The organism is Sulfitobacter sp. KMM 9851 (assembly GCF_057178245.1).
On the sequence record NZ_CM169991.1, the window covers coordinates 2,674,172 to 2,691,959 of the forward strand.

Annotated in this window: 15 protein-coding genes, 2 tRNA genes and 1 pseudogene; 11 read left to right on the plus strand and 7 right to left on the minus strand. The window is 57.7% G+C overall.

Annotated elements, in window-relative coordinates; translation table 11 throughout:
• Window positions 1-288: 288 nt before the first annotated feature.
• The 3 genes from AC1965_RS13200 (at window position 289) to AC1965_RS13210 (ending at window position 2,482) form a co-directional block, all read left to right on the plus strand.
• Window positions 289-363, plus strand: a tRNA-Gly gene (locus AC1965_RS13200).
• Window positions 364-576: 213 nt separating this feature from the next.
• Window positions 577-1,536 (plus strand): DNA cytosine methyltransferase, encoded by a 960-nt coding sequence (locus AC1965_RS13205; protein ID WP_483884318.1) that lies wholly within the window; start codon window positions 577-579, stop codon window positions 1,534-1,536.
• 37 nt (window positions 1,537-1,573) lie between these two features.
• Window positions 1,574-2,482, plus strand: coding sequence for a NaeI family type II restriction endonuclease (locus AC1965_RS13210; RefSeq protein ID WP_483884319.1), 909 nt, complete (start codon window positions 1,574-1,576; stop codon window positions 2,480-2,482).
• 283 nt (window positions 2,483-2,765) lie between these two features.
• On the opposite strand, the gene rlmB is transcribed toward AC1965_RS13210, so the two are convergent.
• Window positions 2,766-3,539: a 23S rRNA (guanosine(2251)-2'-O)-methyltransferase RlmB gene (gene rlmB, locus AC1965_RS13215; RefSeq protein WP_483884320.1), complete on the minus strand. Its 774-nt coding sequence runs from the start codon at window positions 3,537-3,539 to the stop codon at window positions 2,766-2,768.
• Window positions 3,540-3,653: 114 nt separating this feature from the next.
• On the opposite strand from rlmB, the gene AC1965_RS13220 reads away from it, so the two are divergent.
• Window positions 3,654-3,737: transfer RNA gene (locus tag AC1965_RS13220), tRNA-Tyr, on the plus strand.
• Window positions 3,738-3,922: 185 nt separating this feature from the next.
• Here the strand turns inward: AC1965_RS13220 and AC1965_RS13225 are convergent.
• From AC1965_RS13225 to AC1965_RS13235, 3 genes are read right to left on the minus strand one after another with little or no spacing between them, the layout of a single operon-like run.
• Window positions 3,923-5,608, minus strand: coding sequence for a recombinase family protein (locus tag AC1965_RS13225; RefSeq protein ID WP_483884321.1), 1,686 nt, complete (start codon window positions 5,606-5,608; stop codon window positions 3,923-3,925).
• Complete coding sequence (locus AC1965_RS13230) at window positions 5,605-6,057, minus strand: DUF2924 domain-containing protein (protein WP_483884322.1); 453 nt, start codon at window positions 6,055-6,057, stop codon at window positions 5,605-5,607. The genes AC1965_RS13225 and AC1965_RS13230 overlap by 4 nt, the downstream gene beginning before the upstream one ends.
• Entirely contained in the window at window positions 6,054-6,353 is a 300-nt protein-coding gene (locus AC1965_RS13235) for a DUF3489 domain-containing protein (protein WP_483884323.1), read from the minus strand. Before AC1965_RS13235 ends, AC1965_RS13230 begins: the two co-directional genes overlap by 4 nt.
• Before the next feature lie 536 nt (window positions 6,354-6,889).
• On the opposite strand from AC1965_RS13235, the gene AC1965_RS13240 reads away from it, so the two are divergent.
• From AC1965_RS13240 to AC1965_RS13250, 3 genes are read left to right on the plus strand one after another with little or no spacing between them, the layout of a single operon-like run.
• Window positions 6,890-7,279, plus strand: coding sequence for an MAPEG family protein (locus tag AC1965_RS13240; RefSeq protein ID WP_483884324.1), 390 nt, complete (start codon window positions 6,890-6,892; stop codon window positions 7,277-7,279).
• A gap of 49 nt (window positions 7,280-7,328) precedes the next feature.
• Complete coding sequence (locus tag AC1965_RS13245) at window positions 7,329-7,688, plus strand: YciI family protein (protein WP_483884325.1); 360 nt, start codon at window positions 7,329-7,331, stop codon at window positions 7,686-7,688.
• Between the two features lie 3 nt (window positions 7,689-7,691).
• Complete coding sequence (locus AC1965_RS13250; RefSeq protein WP_483884326.1) at window positions 7,692-8,921, plus strand: RNA polymerase sigma factor; 1,230 nt, start codon at window positions 7,692-7,694, stop codon at window positions 8,919-8,921.
• A 391-nt stretch (window positions 8,922-9,312) separates the two neighbouring features.
• Here AC1965_RS13250 and AC1965_RS13255 read toward each other — a convergent pair whose 3' ends face one another.
• Entirely contained in the window at window positions 9,313-11,172 is a 1,860-nt protein-coding gene (locus AC1965_RS13255; protein WP_483884327.1) for a PAS domain-containing sensor histidine kinase, read from the minus strand.
• A gap of 369 nt (window positions 11,173-11,541) precedes the next feature.
• On the opposite strand from AC1965_RS13255, the gene AC1965_RS13260 reads away from it, so the two are divergent.
• Window positions 11,542-12,299 (plus strand): IS5 family transposase gene (locus tag AC1965_RS13260; protein ID WP_483884328.1). Its coding sequence is split into 2 segments (ribosomal slippage): window positions 11,542-11,863 and window positions 11,863-12,299, totalling 759 coding nucleotides; the frame shifts between segments, so codons are not numbered across the junction.
• A 42-nt stretch (window positions 12,300-12,341) separates the two neighbouring features.
• Here AC1965_RS13260 and AC1965_RS13265 read toward each other — a convergent pair.
• Window positions 12,342-12,478 (minus strand): annotated as a pseudogene (locus AC1965_RS13265) (IS5/IS1182 family transposase); the annotation flags it as partial.
• Window positions 12,479-12,674: 196 nt separating this feature from the next.
• Entirely contained in the window at window positions 12,675-13,463 is a 789-nt protein-coding gene (locus tag AC1965_RS13270; protein ID WP_483884329.1) for an enoyl-CoA hydratase/isomerase family protein, read from the minus strand.
• 96 nt (window positions 13,464-13,559) lie between these two features.
• On the opposite strand from AC1965_RS13270, the gene AC1965_RS13275 reads away from it, so the two are divergent.
• The 3 genes from AC1965_RS13275 to AC1965_RS13285 all read left to right on the plus strand — a co-directional run bounded on the left by AC1965_RS13275 (window position 13,560) and on the right by AC1965_RS13285 (window position 17,718).
• On the plus strand, window positions 13,560-14,732 hold the full coding sequence (locus AC1965_RS13275; protein ID WP_483884330.1) for a CaiB/BaiF CoA transferase family protein: 1,173 nt from the start codon (window positions 13,560-13,562) through the stop codon (window positions 14,730-14,732).
• 107 nt (window positions 14,733-14,839) lie between these two features.
• Window positions 14,840-16,279 (plus strand): NAD-dependent succinate-semialdehyde dehydrogenase, encoded by a 1,440-nt coding sequence (locus AC1965_RS13280; RefSeq protein WP_483884331.1) that lies wholly within the window; start codon window positions 14,840-14,842, stop codon window positions 16,277-16,279.
• 29 nt (window positions 16,280-16,308) lie between these two features.
• Window positions 16,309-17,718, plus strand: coding sequence for an aminotransferase family protein (locus tag AC1965_RS13285; RefSeq protein WP_483884332.1), 1,410 nt, complete (start codon window positions 16,309-16,311; stop codon window positions 17,716-17,718).
• Window positions 17,719-17,788 lie beyond the last annotated feature (70 nt).

Sequence of the window (17,788 nt, forward strand, 5' to 3'; positions counted from 1 at the left end):
ACAACTGGCAAAGGCATCGATGCAAATCGGTGCCTTTGTTCTTTTCCACCCCGGACAGTCCGCACAGAATCGCGCGCGCCTTCGTCTCAGGCATAGCCACCACCCCCAACAGCACCCGTATCGCCGCACCGATAGCGGCGCACGTCCCCGCGCGCAGGTGCCAGCGCCATCCCCCCACTCATGTCCCCAACGGCACCTCGGCGCGATCCTGCATTTTTTTCGCGAGAACCAGTTTTTTCCCCTTGCAGCCGCGCCCCCACATGAGTATCTCGACCTCACCAAACGGATGCGGGCGTAGCTCAGGGGTAGAGCATAACCTTGCCAAGGTTAGGGTCGGGCGTTCGAATCGCCTCGCCCGCTCCAATTTGGTCCTGCCTACCCAGCAGGAAACAACAAGGCCGCCTTCGGGCGGCCTTTGTTCTTTTCAGGACAGGCCCACCAAAATTCACGCTGTGCCAGACTTGTCGAACGGCCCGCGCTTGGGTAAGAACGAATAAAGAACACCCATCAAGCAACACGCCGACCGTTGATCTTCGTCAGCGCAGCGGGTTTTATGGACAAAAGAGGGCGGGCACGATGCTGACATCTGTAGAACTATGCGCCGGTGCGGGCGGCCAGGCCCTTGGGCTTGAACAAGCGGGCTTTGCCCATACCGCCCTGGTCGAGATCGACAAACACTGCTGCAACACCCTGCGCCACAACCGCCCTGACTGGCACGTCATCGAAGACGACGTGCGCATCTTCAAGGAACGCGCCGCCGACTACAAAGGCATGGACCTGCTGGCCGGTGGCCTGCCCTGCCCGCCTTTTTCCATCGCAGGCAAACAGTTGGGCGAAAAGGACGAACGTAACCTTTTCAACGATGCCATCGACATAATCGACGCCGCCCGCCCCCGCGCCGTGATGATCGAAAACGTGCGCGGTTTTCTGGGCGCCGTGTTTCACGACTACCGCGAAAAGCTGAAAACCCAGCTCGACAAACTGGGGTACAAGACCGACTGGCGCCTGCTCAACGCGTCCGATTTCGGCGTGCCGCAACTGCGCCCGCGCGTCGTCATCGTGGCGATTCCAAAGGACCGCGCCGATTTCTTTGACTGGCCCGAACCGAACCCGCACAATCCACCAACCGTGGGGGAAACTCTGCGCGATCTGATGGCGGCAGGCGGGTGGCGCGGGGCAGAGGAATGGGCGGCCAAGGCCGATGAGATCGCCCCCACCATCGTCGGCGGCTCCAAGAAACACGGCGGGCCAGACCTTGGCCCCACCCGCGCGCGCGCCGCATGGGCCACGCTGGGCGTCGAAGGGCGCACGCTTGCTCCCGCCGCACCAGATGCCTTTCACACCGGAATGCCGCGTCTCACCGTGCCGATGGTCGCGCGCATTCAGGGTTTCCCCGACGACTGGCACTTTACCGGGGCCAAGACAAACGCCTACCGCCAGGTCGGCAACGCCTTTCCGCCTCCCGTGGCGCAGGCTGTCTCTGCCCAGATTGCCAAGGCGCTGCGCAAGCGCGTGCTACACGCGGTCAGCGCCTGATCATGCCTGCCTCGCCGTGCTGTGACAGGGGGCTGCGGTGAAACAAAACGTGCCCCCCAGCGTCGTCGGCCACGGCCACCGCGACCACGCCCTACTGGGCGCGATCGCCGACGACATCACCCGGCGCGCAGGCGGTGACGCCGCGCTTGCCGCGGCGTTTTCCGCGATGCTTCGTCAATGTGTGGACGACGTGATCATGACGCCCAAAACCGGGCGGAGGTCCTACGACGAGCTGGAAAAGACCGAAAAGACCTATATCGGCACGCGGGTCGAGATCGAATTGCGCGCCATGCTGAGCTTGCCCAAGGGCAAGCTTGATACGCTGATTCTGGGTCATGATGTCGACATCAAGAACACGATGGGCAGCAACTGGATGATCCCGACCGAGGCGATTGACCATCCCTGCATCCTTGTCGCCGCTGATGAGATGCGCGCCCTGTGCTATCTGGGTCTTTTCGTCGCGCGGCCCGACTACCTGACACTGGGCCAAAACAAGGACGCCAAAAAAAGCGTTTCCGCGCAGGGGTTTGAAAATATCCTGTGGCTGCTGCGCGACCACCCCTATCCGCCGAATTTCTGGCGCACCGTGCCGCCAGAGGTGATCGAGCGGATATTCACCGGCAGCTCCGGCAATCAGCGTATGGCCAACCTGTTCCGCGAGGTCCAGCAGCAGCCGATCACCCGCGACGTCGTCGAGGCCGTGGCCCAACAACAGGATTTTATGCGACGCATCCGGTCAGACAAAGGCCGCGGAACGCGCGATATCCTTGCCCGCGAGGGGATTTTGCTGCTCTCGGGCCACTACGACGCCCCCCTGATCGCCGCGCTGACCCTGCCTTCGTGCTCAGGCAGCGAATTTGTGTCGTACCGTCCCGTTGCGCAGGCCGAGGTCGATCTGGCGGCTGATCATGGCATCGCGCTGGAATGGTGTGCAGCCTGCCCCTGAGGGAGCGCAGTGCCTGTCATTCGGGCCGACATCAAACGACAGACGCCGGGCGATCCCCGTCGCTCCAACGCTAAATCCCACACGCCCCCCTACTAAAAAAAACGCCCCATGGAGACCACGGGGCGTAAAGGTACGGAACGAGGGACAGTTAACTCTCAGGCAGGCGTTCCGGGCCTGCCATCATGCATTCGATCTAAGGATCAAAATCCAATTTCAAAGGGGTAGCCCGGATTCTGTGAATACAGCGTTAATTTTGGGCAATATCCTGCCCAAAATCCGCGTTTCATCCCCGCCGACTGGCATAAAGCGCAATCGCCGCCGCATTCGACACGTTGAGCGATCCAAAGCCCCCCGCCGCGTCGATCCGCACCAGCGCATCTACTGTCTCGCGCGTTTTTTCCCGCAGCCCCGGCCCTTCGGCGCCCAGCACCAGCGCCACGGGGCGGTCCCGGCGGCCCTCGACGGCCTCTTCGATGCTCTGGGTCGCGTCGCCGTCCAGCCCCAGCACCAGATACCCCATATTTTGCAAGGCGCGGATGGTATCCGCCAGATTGCGCACCCGCAGATAGGGTTGACGTTCAAGCGCGCCGCTGGCGGTTTTGGCCAAGGCCCCGGTTTCGGGCGCCGAATGATGCCGCGTGCCAATCACCGCCGAGGCACCCAGCACTTCGGCCGACCGCAGAATCGCGCCGACGTTGTGCGGGTCGGTCACCCGATCCAGCAGCAGCACCCGTGGTGCCTCATCCCCGATACAGACATCCTCAAGACGTCCCCAGCTCAGCGGCTTTACCTCCAGCACAGCGCCCTGATGCACCGAATTGGGATCAAGCGGCGGACGAAACTTGCGTGGGTCGACGACCTCGGGGGTGATTCCAGCCTCGGCAATCGCGTCTTCCAGCTTTGCTTGGGCATTTGGCGTCACCATCAGGCGCAGTTTCTCGCGGTTGGGGTTCACCAGCGCATCACGCACCGCATGCAGGCCGAAAAGCCATACAGTCTGGGCCGCTTCGACCTTCTTGTCTTGCTCTTTCTGCACGACCCATTTGGGTTTTTTCATCGCTTTATCCTTTCTGGCCACCTGTGGCGCCAGTTCGCGGGAATTTCGCCTTGACGCCTCTTAGGGTCGCTTGTAATCACGCCCTCACGTTGGGCGCAATCGCCACGACGTAGTGGGCGACAGGCCGCAAGGTGTGGCAGGGGACTGTAACTCCCTCGCGGAGACGCACGCCTGGTTCGATTCCAGGGTCGCCCACCATTAAGTCTCCGCAAAACCAACTCTTACCGATACACTTGTAATAGTATTTATATTTCCGCGGTTTAGCGAGCTGTAGAACGCCAGAGACCTCGCAATTGGTCTCTGATCAGAGCCATTTTAGGGGCAATTCAGGGAAAGTCTCAGCGGGGCAATTGCCTGTGAGGTCTTGGGCCTTTTCGATAATCTCACAGATTCGCAACTCCAAGGATCTGGCGTTGCGCCGTCCAATCCAGCGGCAGTTCAGGAAGGCTGCGCAATGTTTTTGCGCTGAGATGCGGCGGTTGTCGGCCTTCAAGGATCGCAGTTGAGATATCGGGCGCTAGCCAGGCAAGAGGCAGGATGCGACTAACAGATCCGCTGCGCAGACCTTCGCGTTCAGTAATTTGCTGGACGGACGCGGCTTTCCCCTCAAGGAGTTCCCGCGCCCAACGCCTTGCATCCGCAACCAGTGCGATGAGGTCTGGGTCGTGTTTCGCAGCGTCTTTGGCCGCGATGACAATTGGCTTGGCGCGGCCGTTTTGGCGTTTTTGGAACGGGATATCGAAAGCTGCCAACATGGAGTTTTCATCAGCATCTGGCTCAGCGAGCACTGAGAGGTTTGCTGAGACGCGCAAATGATCTTTCTGGATATCAATGCGATCCATCAGGCCAGGGAAGGTTCGGATCAAGGCGGTCTCGTCATTTCTGTCCATTTTAGCCAGATACATACCGGTTGCCCGTAAGATGCCGCCAACCTCACTTGCGTCTCTCGCCTGCCCTTTGATCTGATCCGCCAACCAGAATCTGTCAGCCAGCCGCTCCATAAGTCCGTTCTGAACAACACGTTCGATCTCATCTGCGGGCAATCGCTCGACCCCGGTTCTATCCTCGGAAGCGGATATTGCTGTCGTGTAGTACCAATATCGCTTGGTTCGCTTTGTCCCCTCCCCGCGCACCGATTTGCTGGCGTATGTCGTGCGCATTGATCGACCCTTCGAATCAAACAGAACGCCATCCAGAGGCCGCTTGGCAGATCGCCGATCTGCACTAATCGTCGTGCCACCATGGTCCGCCAATTGGGTTTGGACGCGCTGCCAGGTTGCGTCGTCAATGGTCGCCTCATGAAGCCCTTCATGCAGGTCTTCTTTGTGGCGCACCTTGCCGATGTAGATCGGATTGCGCAGAATGTTGTAGAGCGCACCGCGCGAGAAAGACGTGCCACCGCTGATACGCCCATGCCGGTTGGTCCGTACTTTACTGACAATACCTAACGCGTTCAGCCGCGCAGCCAATTGGCGGACCGATCCCGAAGCGAGATACTCGGTAAAGATCGTCCGGATTGCAGTGGCTTCTTCAGCGTTCACCACCAGCGCTCTGTCCTGCACGTCGTACCCCATCGGAACAGCGCCACCCATCCACATGCCTTTGCGTTTAGAGGCAGCGACTTTGTCGCGGATACGTTCAGCAGTCACTTCGCGCTCGAACTGTGCGAAGGACAGCAGCACATTCAGCGTCAGGCGCCCCATCGATGATGTGGTGTTAAAGGCCTGCGTGACCGACACAAACGACACCCCTTCCCCGTCGAACACCTCGACCATCTTTGCGAAGTCCGCCAGTGACCGGGTAAGACGATCTACCTTGTAGACGACGATGACATCAATGCGCCCGTCGCGGACATCATCCAGCAGTGCTTTAAGGCCCGGTCGTTCCATGGATCCACCGGAGAACCCGCCATCGTCGTAGCGGTCATTGAGCTCCGCCCAGCCTTCGTGCTTCTGGCTCACGACGTAGGCCGCACAGGCTTCGCGTTGCGCATCAAGCGAGTTGAAGCTCTGCTCCAGCCCCTCCTCGGTCGACTTACGGGTGTAGATGGCGCAGCGTTGGCGGATCATTGTTCAGCCCTCTCTCGCAAACCGAAGAACTTTGGTCCATTTCGGTTTATACCCGTTATCGCCCGCGCCACAGCGGACAGTGAGGAGTAGTTCTGGCCGTTCCAGCTGGCACCCTCTTCAAGCATCAAGACCTCGTGGGTGGCACCGCCCCAGTCCTTCAACAGACGGGTGCCGGGACCGGCTGAGGCGAACGGAGAAGGCCCTTTTCCTTTTATGCATCCGCCTTCGACCCTCCCCTTGATAATCCGGTGCCATTCCCGCCGAACCTTGGCGGCCTCAAAGCCCGCAGTGGCGGCTTGTGAATCCCATGCAAGCGCCAGGCGCATCAAACGCGCCGTGAAGGTTTTGGGAGGCTCGGTACCCCGATACGTTGTCCAAAGGCGGCGAAGGGTGGCCGCATCGGCTCTTTCTAGGTGGACCATATCCAACTGGGCGGTGGCCCGCGTCATTGCCCAATCTCCATCGACAAGGCCCGGTAGCGTGCCACATTGCCGGATTGATCAGGCTCGATCTCCACGCCGGACGTCAGCAACCGTGAGATCGCTGCGCGCACAGTGTGTGGTTGCCAGATCAAACACTCCTGAATCTGCGCAACTGTTGCCCCGATCGGGCGCAACAAAAGGTTGCGCGACACGTCAGTCTTGGTTCTGGCTTTCACAACCGGTTTGGGCCTTGTCGGTTTAACGACCTCCAACTCGGGCGGAACCGCGACCTGCCTATCCGAACCTGTGGTTTGTTCTATCATCTTGATCTCCATTCAGTTTGCAGGGCTTGCAAGCCCGGTACTGACTGAAGCCCGCTAATTCGGGCGGGAGATTGGAAATATATATCCTGCACTCATGCTTCTGTCGCAGTCGAAGTCCAGTGGTTTCTGCTGTGCTGGCGAATTGATCAGAATTGCATCTTTCACGAAGTTGAATTTTGTTCCAAGGAACGAAAGCGGTCGTTCAGGACTTGCGCAGCGACGGTGTCAAAAGAGCCCCAGAGTCACCGATGCTGCACCATGCGCGAATGTCCGCAATCGGGTGATCTGTGCTTGCTCGCCAGGCGGACCTTTTACAAAGAATTAGCACCCGAGGAGGGGCAAAAATCCACAACATTCTAAGCTACTGCGAACAAACCGCAGCGTTTCTTGGTCGCAATCATCCAATGATTGCGAAGATTTAACCAGCATTCTCGACCAATTTTCAAGAACGTTGCAGTTTTTTTCGTGCGCATGTCGAAATACCGGAATGGCGAACGTCCTAGGAGTATCGAAACACAAGAATCGGAAAACAAAAATTGTTTACAGTCACTCCAATCTACGCTCTCGCCGCCGCCGTTATCACACTGGTCTTATGGTTCCGCGTTACGTCTTACAGGGGGTCTCAGGGTATCTCGATCGGCGACAACGGTGATCTGAATTTGTTACAGCGCGTCCGCCAGCATGGGAACTGCGTTGAATGGTCCAGTTTCATTCTCATCATGATGATCTTGGCCGAGGGCATGGGCGCGCCGGGTTTGTACATCCATATCTCCGGGATCTTGCTTGTGATCGGCCGTGTGGCACATCCCTTCGGTCTTAAGATCGAGAATGCCGGTCATCCATTGCGGTACGTGGGCAATGGGACAAACATTTTAGCTGCCCTGATCATCATGGTCTGCCTTGGCGTGAACATTCTCGGCCTTTAAACCTATCTCATTGTACGAACTAATTGAATCTGAACTGAAGGAAAAGCCAATGAAATATATGCTTTTGATCTATAATAACCCCACCGAAGAACCTGCCTACGGAACCCCAGAATTCGATGCCATGATGGGTGGCTTCTTTGCCGCAAACGAACAAATGCAAGCAGATGGCGTTCTGATAGATGGGGAAGGTTTGCAAGGGATCGAGACTGCCACGTCTTTGCGGATCAAATCCGGCAAAGTTGAAACCATGGATGGCCCGTTTGCTGAAACGCGCGAACATTTGGGCGGATACTATGTTGTCGATGTGCCGGACCTTGACGCGGCGCTCAAATACGCGGCGCTGATCCCATCCGCAAACTTTGGCACAATCGAGGTCCGCCCTCTGATGGATTACAATCCAGCTGGATAACTTATGAAAAACGCCGCGCCCAAAGCCATTGCAGTCAACAACGCTGTCAATGACGTCATACGCAATGATAGGGGGCGGCTTATGGCTGGTTTGGTGTCCCGATTGGGCGATTTCCAACTGGCAGAAGATGCTTTGCAAGATGCGGCCATCTCTGCGCTGAAGCACTGGGGCCGATCCGGCGTCCCTGACAACCCAACCGCTTGGCTAATGAAGGCATCTTTTAACAAAGGCATCGACAGGATCCGCAAGTTAAACCGCGAAGGCCAGAAGGCAAAGGACTTGGGCTTGATTTTGGAAGATGAAGATACCACGCATGCTTCAGATGAAATCCCCGACGAACGGCTGCGGTTGATTTTTACCTGCTGCCATCCCGCCCTAGAAGAGAAGTCCCGCATTGCTTTAACCCTACGCACCGTCTGCAACCTGAACACCCGCGAAATCTCGGATGCGTTTCTTGATACCGAAAGCACCATGGGTCAGCGTCTATCGCGCTCCAAGGCCAAGATTAAGTCCAAAGGCATTGGCTTTGCCGTGCCCGAGCCAGCGCAATGGGCCGAGCGGTTGAACACTGTTTTGTCGACCCTCTATCTCATCTTCACCACAGGCTATGTGACTGGCGATGGCGGCTCTCGGAACCTCTGCCTTGAAGGCATGTTCCTGATGCGACTGCTGGATCGACTTAAACCAGGGGACGCCGAAGTTGAAGGTGCGTTGGCCCTCATGTTATTGACCCAAGCGCGTAATATGGCCCGTGTGTCCGCCGAAGGCGCAACGGTGCCAGTCTCAGAGCAGGATCACACACTATGGGATGCAGAATTGTTTCAAGAAGGCCAAGTGCTTTTGGCGCGGGCAGTTCGGCGCCGAACCCCTGGCCCGTTCCAGATCAAAGCGGCGATTGCCGATTGCCATATGGCAACCCCTGAACCTGATTGGGAGCAAATGTTGCTGCTCTACCAGTCGTTGTGGCGGTTCGAGCCAACCCCTGTTGTCGCGTTAAACTGGGCAGTGGTTCTCGCTGAAACGGGGCAGGCGGATCTCGCTTTGCAAAAAATCAACGGGCTAAAAGACGTTTTGGGTGGGTTTCAACCGTGGCACGCAGCTAGCGCGAGTGTTCTGCGTAAACTCAACCGCCCACAAAAAGCAGCGCAAGCCTATGCCGAAGCTATCGATCGCGCGCCAACCGAGGCTGATCGGCTGTTTCTTCAAGGCAAATTGAAACATCTGCGCACTTAGAGGCCTTGCGTTCTGGAGCGCGGCAATTGCTTTTTGGGTGTGGCCACTAGCTGTAGAAGCAGCCATTGACATCTAAACAGCGAAGGTCTGATAGGTCCGCTCAGCAGACCTCGGTGCAAGGGGCAGCGAAGGGCCGCTCTCCGCCCATCTTTCGAAAAACTCCCTGCTGCAACTGCAAATTTCGGGATCGTGGGAAACTGTTCTCTGACGAGCGGATTGCGCCCCGTGACGCCGTCGAAATTTGAGTAGTTCGGAATTTTCTTCCCAAATTTAGCCCCGACGCGCTGCATGAGAGTTTTTCAACACATTCCGCTCATAGAGCTCTGCTCTTTCGAAATGACAAAGTAGACACGAGGTTCTCGCTCTTCGCTCCAACGACGTTCTCGAATCTTTATACCGCTTCTTTCACCTGCCGCTCGTCCTGCGAGGCCAACGGCAGCCGCACCCAGAATGTGGTCTGCGAGTTTATCTGTGAACGGTAGCCGATCTCACCGCCCATATTCCCGACCAACTCCTTGGAGATAGCCAGCCCAAGTCCGGTGCCCTCTCGATCCCGTGTCAGATGTTCGGCCTGCTGCGAAAAAGGCTCGAATAGCCGCTTGCCGAACTCTGGGGAAATGCCACGGCCACTGTTGGTCACAGAAATTTGGAACGCCCCTTCATCGATCGCTGTCGTGACTTCAACCGTAGTGCCGCTGTCAGCAAATTTCGATGCGTTTGAGAGCAAGTTTGTAATTACCTGTTTCAGACGTTGAGCATCGGCATGAACGATGATGGGATGTTCGGCCGCATTGACTAAGATGGATATGTTGAACTTGTTCGCGAAAGGCTCATTGTCCGTGACGGTTTGGCGGACGATATCTACTGCATCGACCTGAGTGATCTCCACCGAGAAATGTCCTGCGGTAAGCTTTTGGAAATCCAGCAGATCGTTGACCACCTGTGTCAGCCGTTCGCTGTTTCTGTTCGCCATGCCCAACAGCTTCTCGACCTGCTCAGAGGCGCCCCGGGCAATCGCGCCAGCCAGCAGACGCAGGGCACCGTGCACCGAGGCGAGTGGGGTTCGCAATTCGTGGCTGACCGTAGCCACGAAGTCATTCTTCAGAGCCTCCAGTCTCTTGGTCTCAGTGATATCGACCATTTGAACAATGAGGCGACTGTCATTGACATGCTCCCGTCGATAGATCGATATCCTAATCGCGATATCGATGACCTCGCCGTTAGGCCGCACATATTTTTCCTCAACGCGAGATATGCTGAGGTTTCCGTCCAAGAGCCGTTTTACTTCGGCCTTAAGGTTTTCCAGCGTCTCCCCCTCGGAAAGCTGCCAGACCTTCTTTTGCTCAAGTTGCCCGGCGGCATATCCGAAGAGCGTGTAACAGGGATCATTCAAAAGCATGAAGGTCCCGTCAAGCGACATGACAGCCATGGCGACCGGCGCGTTGGACACCAACATCTCTAAGCCAGCCCTGCGCGCATCTGCAAGCGCAAGCGCGGTTTCAAGCGGAGTGATGTCGATCATCGTGCCCAGCACGCGCACCGGATTGCCCAGCTCATCGCGCTCCGTCACTCTGAGAATGGAACGCATCCAGCGCCAATCGTCGTCGCCAACGCGCATCCGGAACTTGGCTTCTGATCGTTTAACACGTCCTGCGATACATTCGGCATCCAGCGCTTCGACGTCTTCCTTGTCGTCCGGATGGATCCGTTCACGCCACTCGCGGTCTGAATCTTTACCGTTCGCATCGCACAGGCCCAGCAATTGGTACCAAGCGTCAGATGCGCGGCCCGAGCCTGTGCGCAGGTCGGATTCGAAGACACCAATCTGGCTTCCTTCAAGCGCCAGGTTCCAGCGTTCTTCTTGATCTCGCAGCGCGTACCAGGATTTAACGCGGCTCGTGATTTCGCTGACGTTAACGATGGTAAAAGGCCGATTCTCGGCGTCCCTGAAACGGCTCAGCCTCACTTCTCCATAGCGCGCATTGTCACCTGAGTAGAGAGAGATGATATTCTTGAAGTCCCCGATCTCAAGGCCGGTGCAATTCAGCGCGCCCTCAGAGACCGACAGGGCCGGCAAGAACGCCGAGATGTGCACCCCGGTGGTCTTTGCCGTCCTCTTCGGCAGCAAAGCCTCTGCGCTTTGATTGCTGAAGACAACAAGACCTTCCTGATCCACCACCCAAACGCCGAACGGACTATTCTCGACGATCGACTGAAACATCGCTTGGGCTTCAAGGTGTTTTGCGTACATTATATTATATCCACCAAAGCTGAATCTATTACCAACTATTGCCGTTATCTTCAGGCCCTAATGTTTTGCGCACTGCGAAAGACCGCCATCGCGACCGTACCCATGCAAACGCATGCTACCTTCGATCACGAAGTCGCGCTACGTTTCATGCTATTCGCAGCGTGTTGATCTTTGCATGGTGGGGAGATTCGGCATCACCGGCGTCGGATGAACGTGTTGTTGCGGGCAGATATTCGTCCAACGCGGCAGCGTCAGTGCAGACCACAGCGAGTGGCAAATTTTCCAATCCTGTCCCTAGGGTCAGGACCCATTAATCGATTGAGCTTGTCGCGTTGTCATGATTCACGATCCCCAGTTTTGGGGGATATTATGAGCAACTTATACTGGCTGAATGAGGCGCAGATGGAGCGTCTGCGGCCTTACTTTCCTAAGAGCCGAGGTCGTGCTCGCGTTGATGACAGGCGTGTTCTGAGTGGCATTATCTTCATCAATCGCAATGGTTTAAGGTGGTGCGATGCACCAACGGAGTATGGCCCACCAAAGACGTTGTATAATCGCTGGAAGCGTTGGAGTGATATGGGCGTGTTTGCCCGGATCATGATGGGATTGGCCGAACAAGACCCTGATAACAAAACTATCTCAATTGATGCAACATACCTCAAGGCGCATCGCACGGCTTCCAGCCTGCGGTTGAAAAAGGGGGGCGTGGACGCCTGATTGGGCAGACTAAAGGCGGCATGAACACCAAGCTGCATGCTGTAACAGACACCAGCGGCCGTCCTGTCCGCCTGTTCATAACCGCTGGGCAGGTCAGCGATTATACTGGTGCTGCGGCTTTGATGAACGGCCTGCCTGAGGCGGAGTGGCTTCTCGCTGATCGAGGGTATGATGCTGATTGGTTCCGCGAAACCCTTGCAGATAAGGGCACCAAACCCTGCATCCCGGGGCGCAAATCGCGCAAGAAGACCGTCAAGTATGACAAGCGACGATACAAACGCCGCAACCGCATCGAAAGAATGTTCGGCAGGCTCAAAGACTGGCGACGTGTCTCAACCCGTTATGACCGCTGCCCAAAGGTCTTCCTGTCAGCAATCGCTCTCGCAGCAACGGTTATATTCTGGTTATGAGTCCTGACCCTAGTCAACCGATGGCCGACCGGCTTGGCTTTAGAAATCGGCCGGATGGGCGCAGGTGCTACCCAGATCGACTAACCGATCAATCGAGCGCAGGAGGTGACCTTGGGGAAAATGACCATCCAGCCAGAACTCGTAGAAGCTGTCTGCGCTTCCTGTCTCGGTCCCATCATCCCTCATTCCTCCAGTTGCTAAGAAGAATTGGATCAGCAACTTACCCTTCTATCAAGCACGAGTCTTCAACAAGATAAGTCCCTCATGTCGAACAGTGATTACGGCTTTCTGAAGTCTTTCGTCCAATCTGCGAATTTGCACAAAGTGCTGGGCAACGAAGGCTGATAGGGCCACTTTGGCAGTCCGAGACCCCCGCTATCTCCCACAGAATTGTGCGGGTCGGCGATCCACAAAAGCTTTGCGTCCTTCAATATAGTCCGCGCTGCCGAAGCTCGCACTGATCAGCCCCTCAAGTTCGTCCCTCCGCCGGGCAACGCTGCCATCTGCAATTGCATTAAGGATTGCCTTATTACCCGCCTGTGACAGCGGCGCATTCTTCGCCATCAGGCTCAGGAATTCGCGGGCGCGTGCGACAGCATCTGCTTGGGCAAGCATGTCGACAAGCCCCAGGGACTGCGCCAGATCAAGATCAAAGATGTCTGCGCCAAGCAGGATGCGTTTAGCGCTCTTTAGGCCAACCTGCTCCATCAACAATTGACAGTCCATCAAACTATAAACGAGTCCAAGACGCCCTGCGGTGATCCCCATACGCGCATCCGCCACAGCGACACGAAAGTCGCAGGCAAGCGCGAGGCTCATGCCACCGCCAACACAATAGCCTGAGATTGCCGCACAGACCGGTTTTCCACAGTCCCGGATCGCCAGCACGGTCTCGTCATTAATGCGGTCGTACTCCATGCCCTGTTCGGCTGTCGCACGGCTCTCATCGAACTCGGAGATATCAGCGCCGGTACAGAAATTGCCCCCTGCCCCAGTCAGGATGACACCCTTAATCTCAACGGTCGCCGAGACCTCCCGGAAGATTTCCCCCAACCGTCGCCACATAGACAGACGCATGGCGTTCTTTTTCTCGGGCCGGTTCAGCGTGACCGTCATGATCCCCTGATCATCCACTACTGTAACGATGTCCTGCACTGCCTTCACACCTCTGTCCTTTCGATTTGGGTTCTTGTGCAACACTATCGGCCATGTTAGTGATTGTCGAGTGTATACAATATTACTTTAATTGGAGATTGCGAGATGCAGGCGCTCGAAGGTTTGAAAGTTCTGGAGTTGGCGAGTTTTATTGCCGGTCCCTATTGTGCGATGACGCTGGCCGATCAAGGTGCTGACGTGATCAAGATTGAGCGTCCGGGAGTTGGCGACGAAAACCGGACTGAGCCGCCCTTCGTCAATGGCGAAAGCGCACCGTTCATGCTGTGGAACCGCAACAAGAAGTCGGTCACGATGGATCTGAAAGACCCAGCACAGAAAGAACGCTTTCTTGAACTGGTCGACGAGGCCGATGTTCTGATCGAGAATTACCGCACCGGCGCAATGGACCGGCTGGGGTTTGGCTATGACGAACTTTCAAAACGCAACCCGCGCCTGATCTATGCTTCTATTTCTGGTTATGGCCGCAGTGGCGAATTTGCCACCAAGGGCGGGTTTGACCTCGTGCTTCAAGGCTTTACCGGGCTGATGGCGCTTACCGGGCCAGAGGATACCGGGCCCCACCGTATGCCGATTCCCGTTTGTGACATCACGGCGGGTATGCAACTGGCGATTGGCGTGCTGACAGCGCTCGAATCCCGCCGAAAGACGGGCAAGGGCCAGTGGGTAGAGGCCTCCCTCTTTGAAGCAGGGCTGTCACTGCAACTCTATGAATGCGCGGGCGTGTTTGCCACCGGTGAAGCGCCCGAACGGCTTGGCCAACGGCACCGAGGAGTGGCGCCCTATCAGATTTTCGCCACCAGCACCGATCACATCACCATCGGGGTGGCACAGCAGAATTTCTGGCTGAAACTGTTGCGTTTGCTGGGTCGCGAAGACCTTAATGACGACCAGCGTTTCGCCAACAATGCCGAGCGTGTGGCCAACACCCGTGAGTTGGTTCCTTATCTGGAGGCCGAGCTGGTCAAACAGTCAGCGGAACACTGGTTGGCGGCCCTTGAGGCCGAGGGCGTCCCCTGTGGCGTGATCCAGACCACCGACCGCGCGCTAGCGCATCCGCTCGCCAAAGAGCGCCAGATGGTTGTCCCGGTCAGCCACCCGGTGGCGGGGGAGCATCAGACCCTCGGCGTGCCGATCAAGCTTTCGGCGACGCCCGGCTCGGTCCGGCACCCCGCGCCGCTGCTGGGCCAGCACAACAGCGAGATGGACACGCTCTGGCGCAAAACTCGCGCACTCGCCGACGCTGGCGGGGCCAAGTAACCTGCCCGGGCGGCAGGTTCTGCCGCCCCCAACTCCCCCCAGCGTGCCAGAGACGCAATGTGCGGGCGCGGTACCGTTTTCCTACCTTTCAGCCACAGGTCGCAGCCATGAAGCCAGATTATCCCGATACCCTTTTGTTCATTGATGGCCAGTGGCGCGCGGCGCGCACGGGCGCCACACTTGATGTGATCAATCCCGCGACTGAAACGGTCATTGGCACGGTGGCCCGAGCGAGCAAGGCCGATCTTGACGACGCGGCGCAAGCCGCCGCACGCGGCTTTGACGCTTGGCGCAAAATGTCGCCGCTGGATCGATCCGCGCTGATGCGCGCCGCGGCCGATTTACTGCGGCACCGCGTAGAACGGATTGCCGCGATCATGACATTGGAACAGGGCAAGCCACTTGAACAGTCGCGGATCGAGGTGCGCGCGGCGGCGGACATCATCGACTGGTTTGCCGAAGAAGGGCGGCGCACCTATGGGCAGGTCATCCCGGCACGACATCCTGACGTCATGCAGCTCGCAATAAAACACCCCATCGGCCCAGTGGCGGCTTTTACACCGTGGAACTTTCCGATCAACCAAGCAGTGCGCAAGATCGCTGTCGCTTTGGCCGCAGGCTGCTCCATTGTCGTGAAAGCACCAGAAGAAACCCCCGCCGCGCCCGCCGAGCTGATCCGTGCCTTTGCCGACGCAGGGGTGCCTGCCGGGGTGGTAGGCCTTGTCTATGGTATGCCCGCCGAGATCTCCGAACACCTCATCGCGCATCGCGCCATTCGCAAGATCAGCTTCACCGGCTCGACCCCCGTGGGAAAGCTTCTGGCCGGTCTGGCCGGGCACCAGATGAAACCTGCAACAATGGAATTGGGTGGCCATGCGCCGGTTCTTGTCGCGGCAGACGCCGACCTCGACAAAGCCGTGACGCAGATGGTGGGCCACAAATTCCGCAACGCCGGGCAAGTCTGCATATCGCCAACGCGTTTCCTAGTGGAAGAACCGCTTTTTGACAGCTTTGTCGACAAGTTCGTGGCTGCTACAAAGGCCCTTGTCGTCGGGGATGGGTTCAGCCCCGATAGTGACATCGGCCCACTGGCCAACAGCCGCCGCATTCCTGCAATCGAAGCACTGCTGCAGGATGCCACCGCACAGGGCGCACGCATCGCGACAGGGGGCGCGAGGGTCGGCAATAAAGGCTGGTTCTTTGAGCCAACAGTGGTCACCGATGCCCCGACCAGTGCAGACATCATGAACGAAGAGCCTTTTGGCCCGGTGGCCATCATCAACCGCTACGCCACCCTTGATGCGATGATCGAGGAAGCCAACCGGCTCGACTACGGCCTTGCCTCCTACGCCTACGCGCGCGATCACACCACCATTCACCGATTTGCCAGCGAGGTGTCCGTCGGCATGATGAGCATCAATCATGTGGGGCTCGCCCTGCCAGAACTGCCCTTCGGCGGTGTCCGCGACAGCGGCTACGGCACCGAGGGCGGCTCAGACGCGATCAACGCCTATCTCGACACCCATTTTGCAACCATAAAAGCCTGATTTCCCGGCCCATTTACCTGGAGAGCCTTATGAAAGACGCCATCCCCAACGCAGACCTCAGTGCGGCCGGCCGTAAAACGATGCTGCACCCCGTCAGTTCGGTTGCCGATTTAGCCCGCACTGGCCCCACCCTTTACAAACGTGCAAAGGGCACCATGCTCGAAGATTCCACCGGCCGCGTGCATGTCGACATGGGGGCTGGGTTGTGGTGCGTCAATGTCGGCTACGGAAGGCCTGAGTTGGTTGAGGCCGGTGCCGAGGCGCTGCGCAATCTCAGCTACCAGCACCATTTTGGAAATTCAGCCGCCGAAGACACGGTTCGCCTGTCAGAGCGTCTTGTACAGCTCTTTGCCGAAAATGCGGGCGCGGCGCACCTCAACCGCGTTTTCTATGGCACCTCCGGGTCAGATGCGAATGACACGGCTTATAAGCTTGTGCGTTATTACAACAATCTGCGCGGCAAGCCGGCAAAGAAAAAGATCATCTCCCGCATCGGCTCCTACCACGGTCTGACCGCCGCCGCGACCAGCCTGACGGGGATTGAAGCCTATCACAAGATGTTCGACCTGCCGCTGCCAGGTGTGCTGCATACCTCCTGCCCGCATTACTACCGTTACGGCCAGACCGGCGAAAGTGAGGCGCAGTTCAGCGACCGCATGGTCGCCGATCTTGAGAACCTGATCAACCGCGAAGGGCCCGAAACCATCGGGGCGTTCATCGCGGAGCCGGTGATGGGCACGGGCGGGGTTTTCCTGCCGCCGCCGGGCTATTTTGAAAAGGTGCAAGCGCTGCTCGACAGACACGACATCCTGCTGATCGCCGACGAGGTTATCACCGGTTTTGGCCGCCTTGGCCATTGGTTTGGCACCGGCGCGTTTAATCTCAAACCCGACATCGTATCGCTGGCCAAGGGGCTAACCAGCGCCTACTTCCCAATGTCCGCCTCGATGATCAGCGACCGGGTTTATGATGTGCTGGCCGACAAATCAGATGAAACCGGCGCGTTTATGCACGGTTTCACCTATTCCGGCCACCCCGTCGGCAGCGCCATTGCGCTTGCCAATATCGACGTGATCGAGCGCGAAAATCTTGTCGAACGGGCGGGCACCTCGGGCCGCTATTTGCTCAAGGCGCTTCAGGACGCCACCGCTGACAACCCCTTTGTTGGTGAGGTACGTGGCATGGGGTTGATGATCGGGGTCGAATATGTCGCCGACAAAGCCACCAATACCCCCTGCCCCGAAGGCGCAGCACCGCACAAAATTGTCTCTAAACACGCCTTTGATCAAGGTGTCTTGCCGCGCGCCCTGCCCTTCTTGCCGGTGAACTCCTTTTCGCCGCCGCTGACGGCCACCACGGCGGAAATGGATGAAGGCGTCGCCCGCTTTGCCCGCGCCTTGGAGGCGGCGATGCCAGAGTTGGAAAAGCTGCTGGGCTAAAGGCCGCACTCTTGCGGACCGTCGCAGGCCCGCAGAGATCCCCAACAAAGCAAAAGGCGCCGATGGTCCA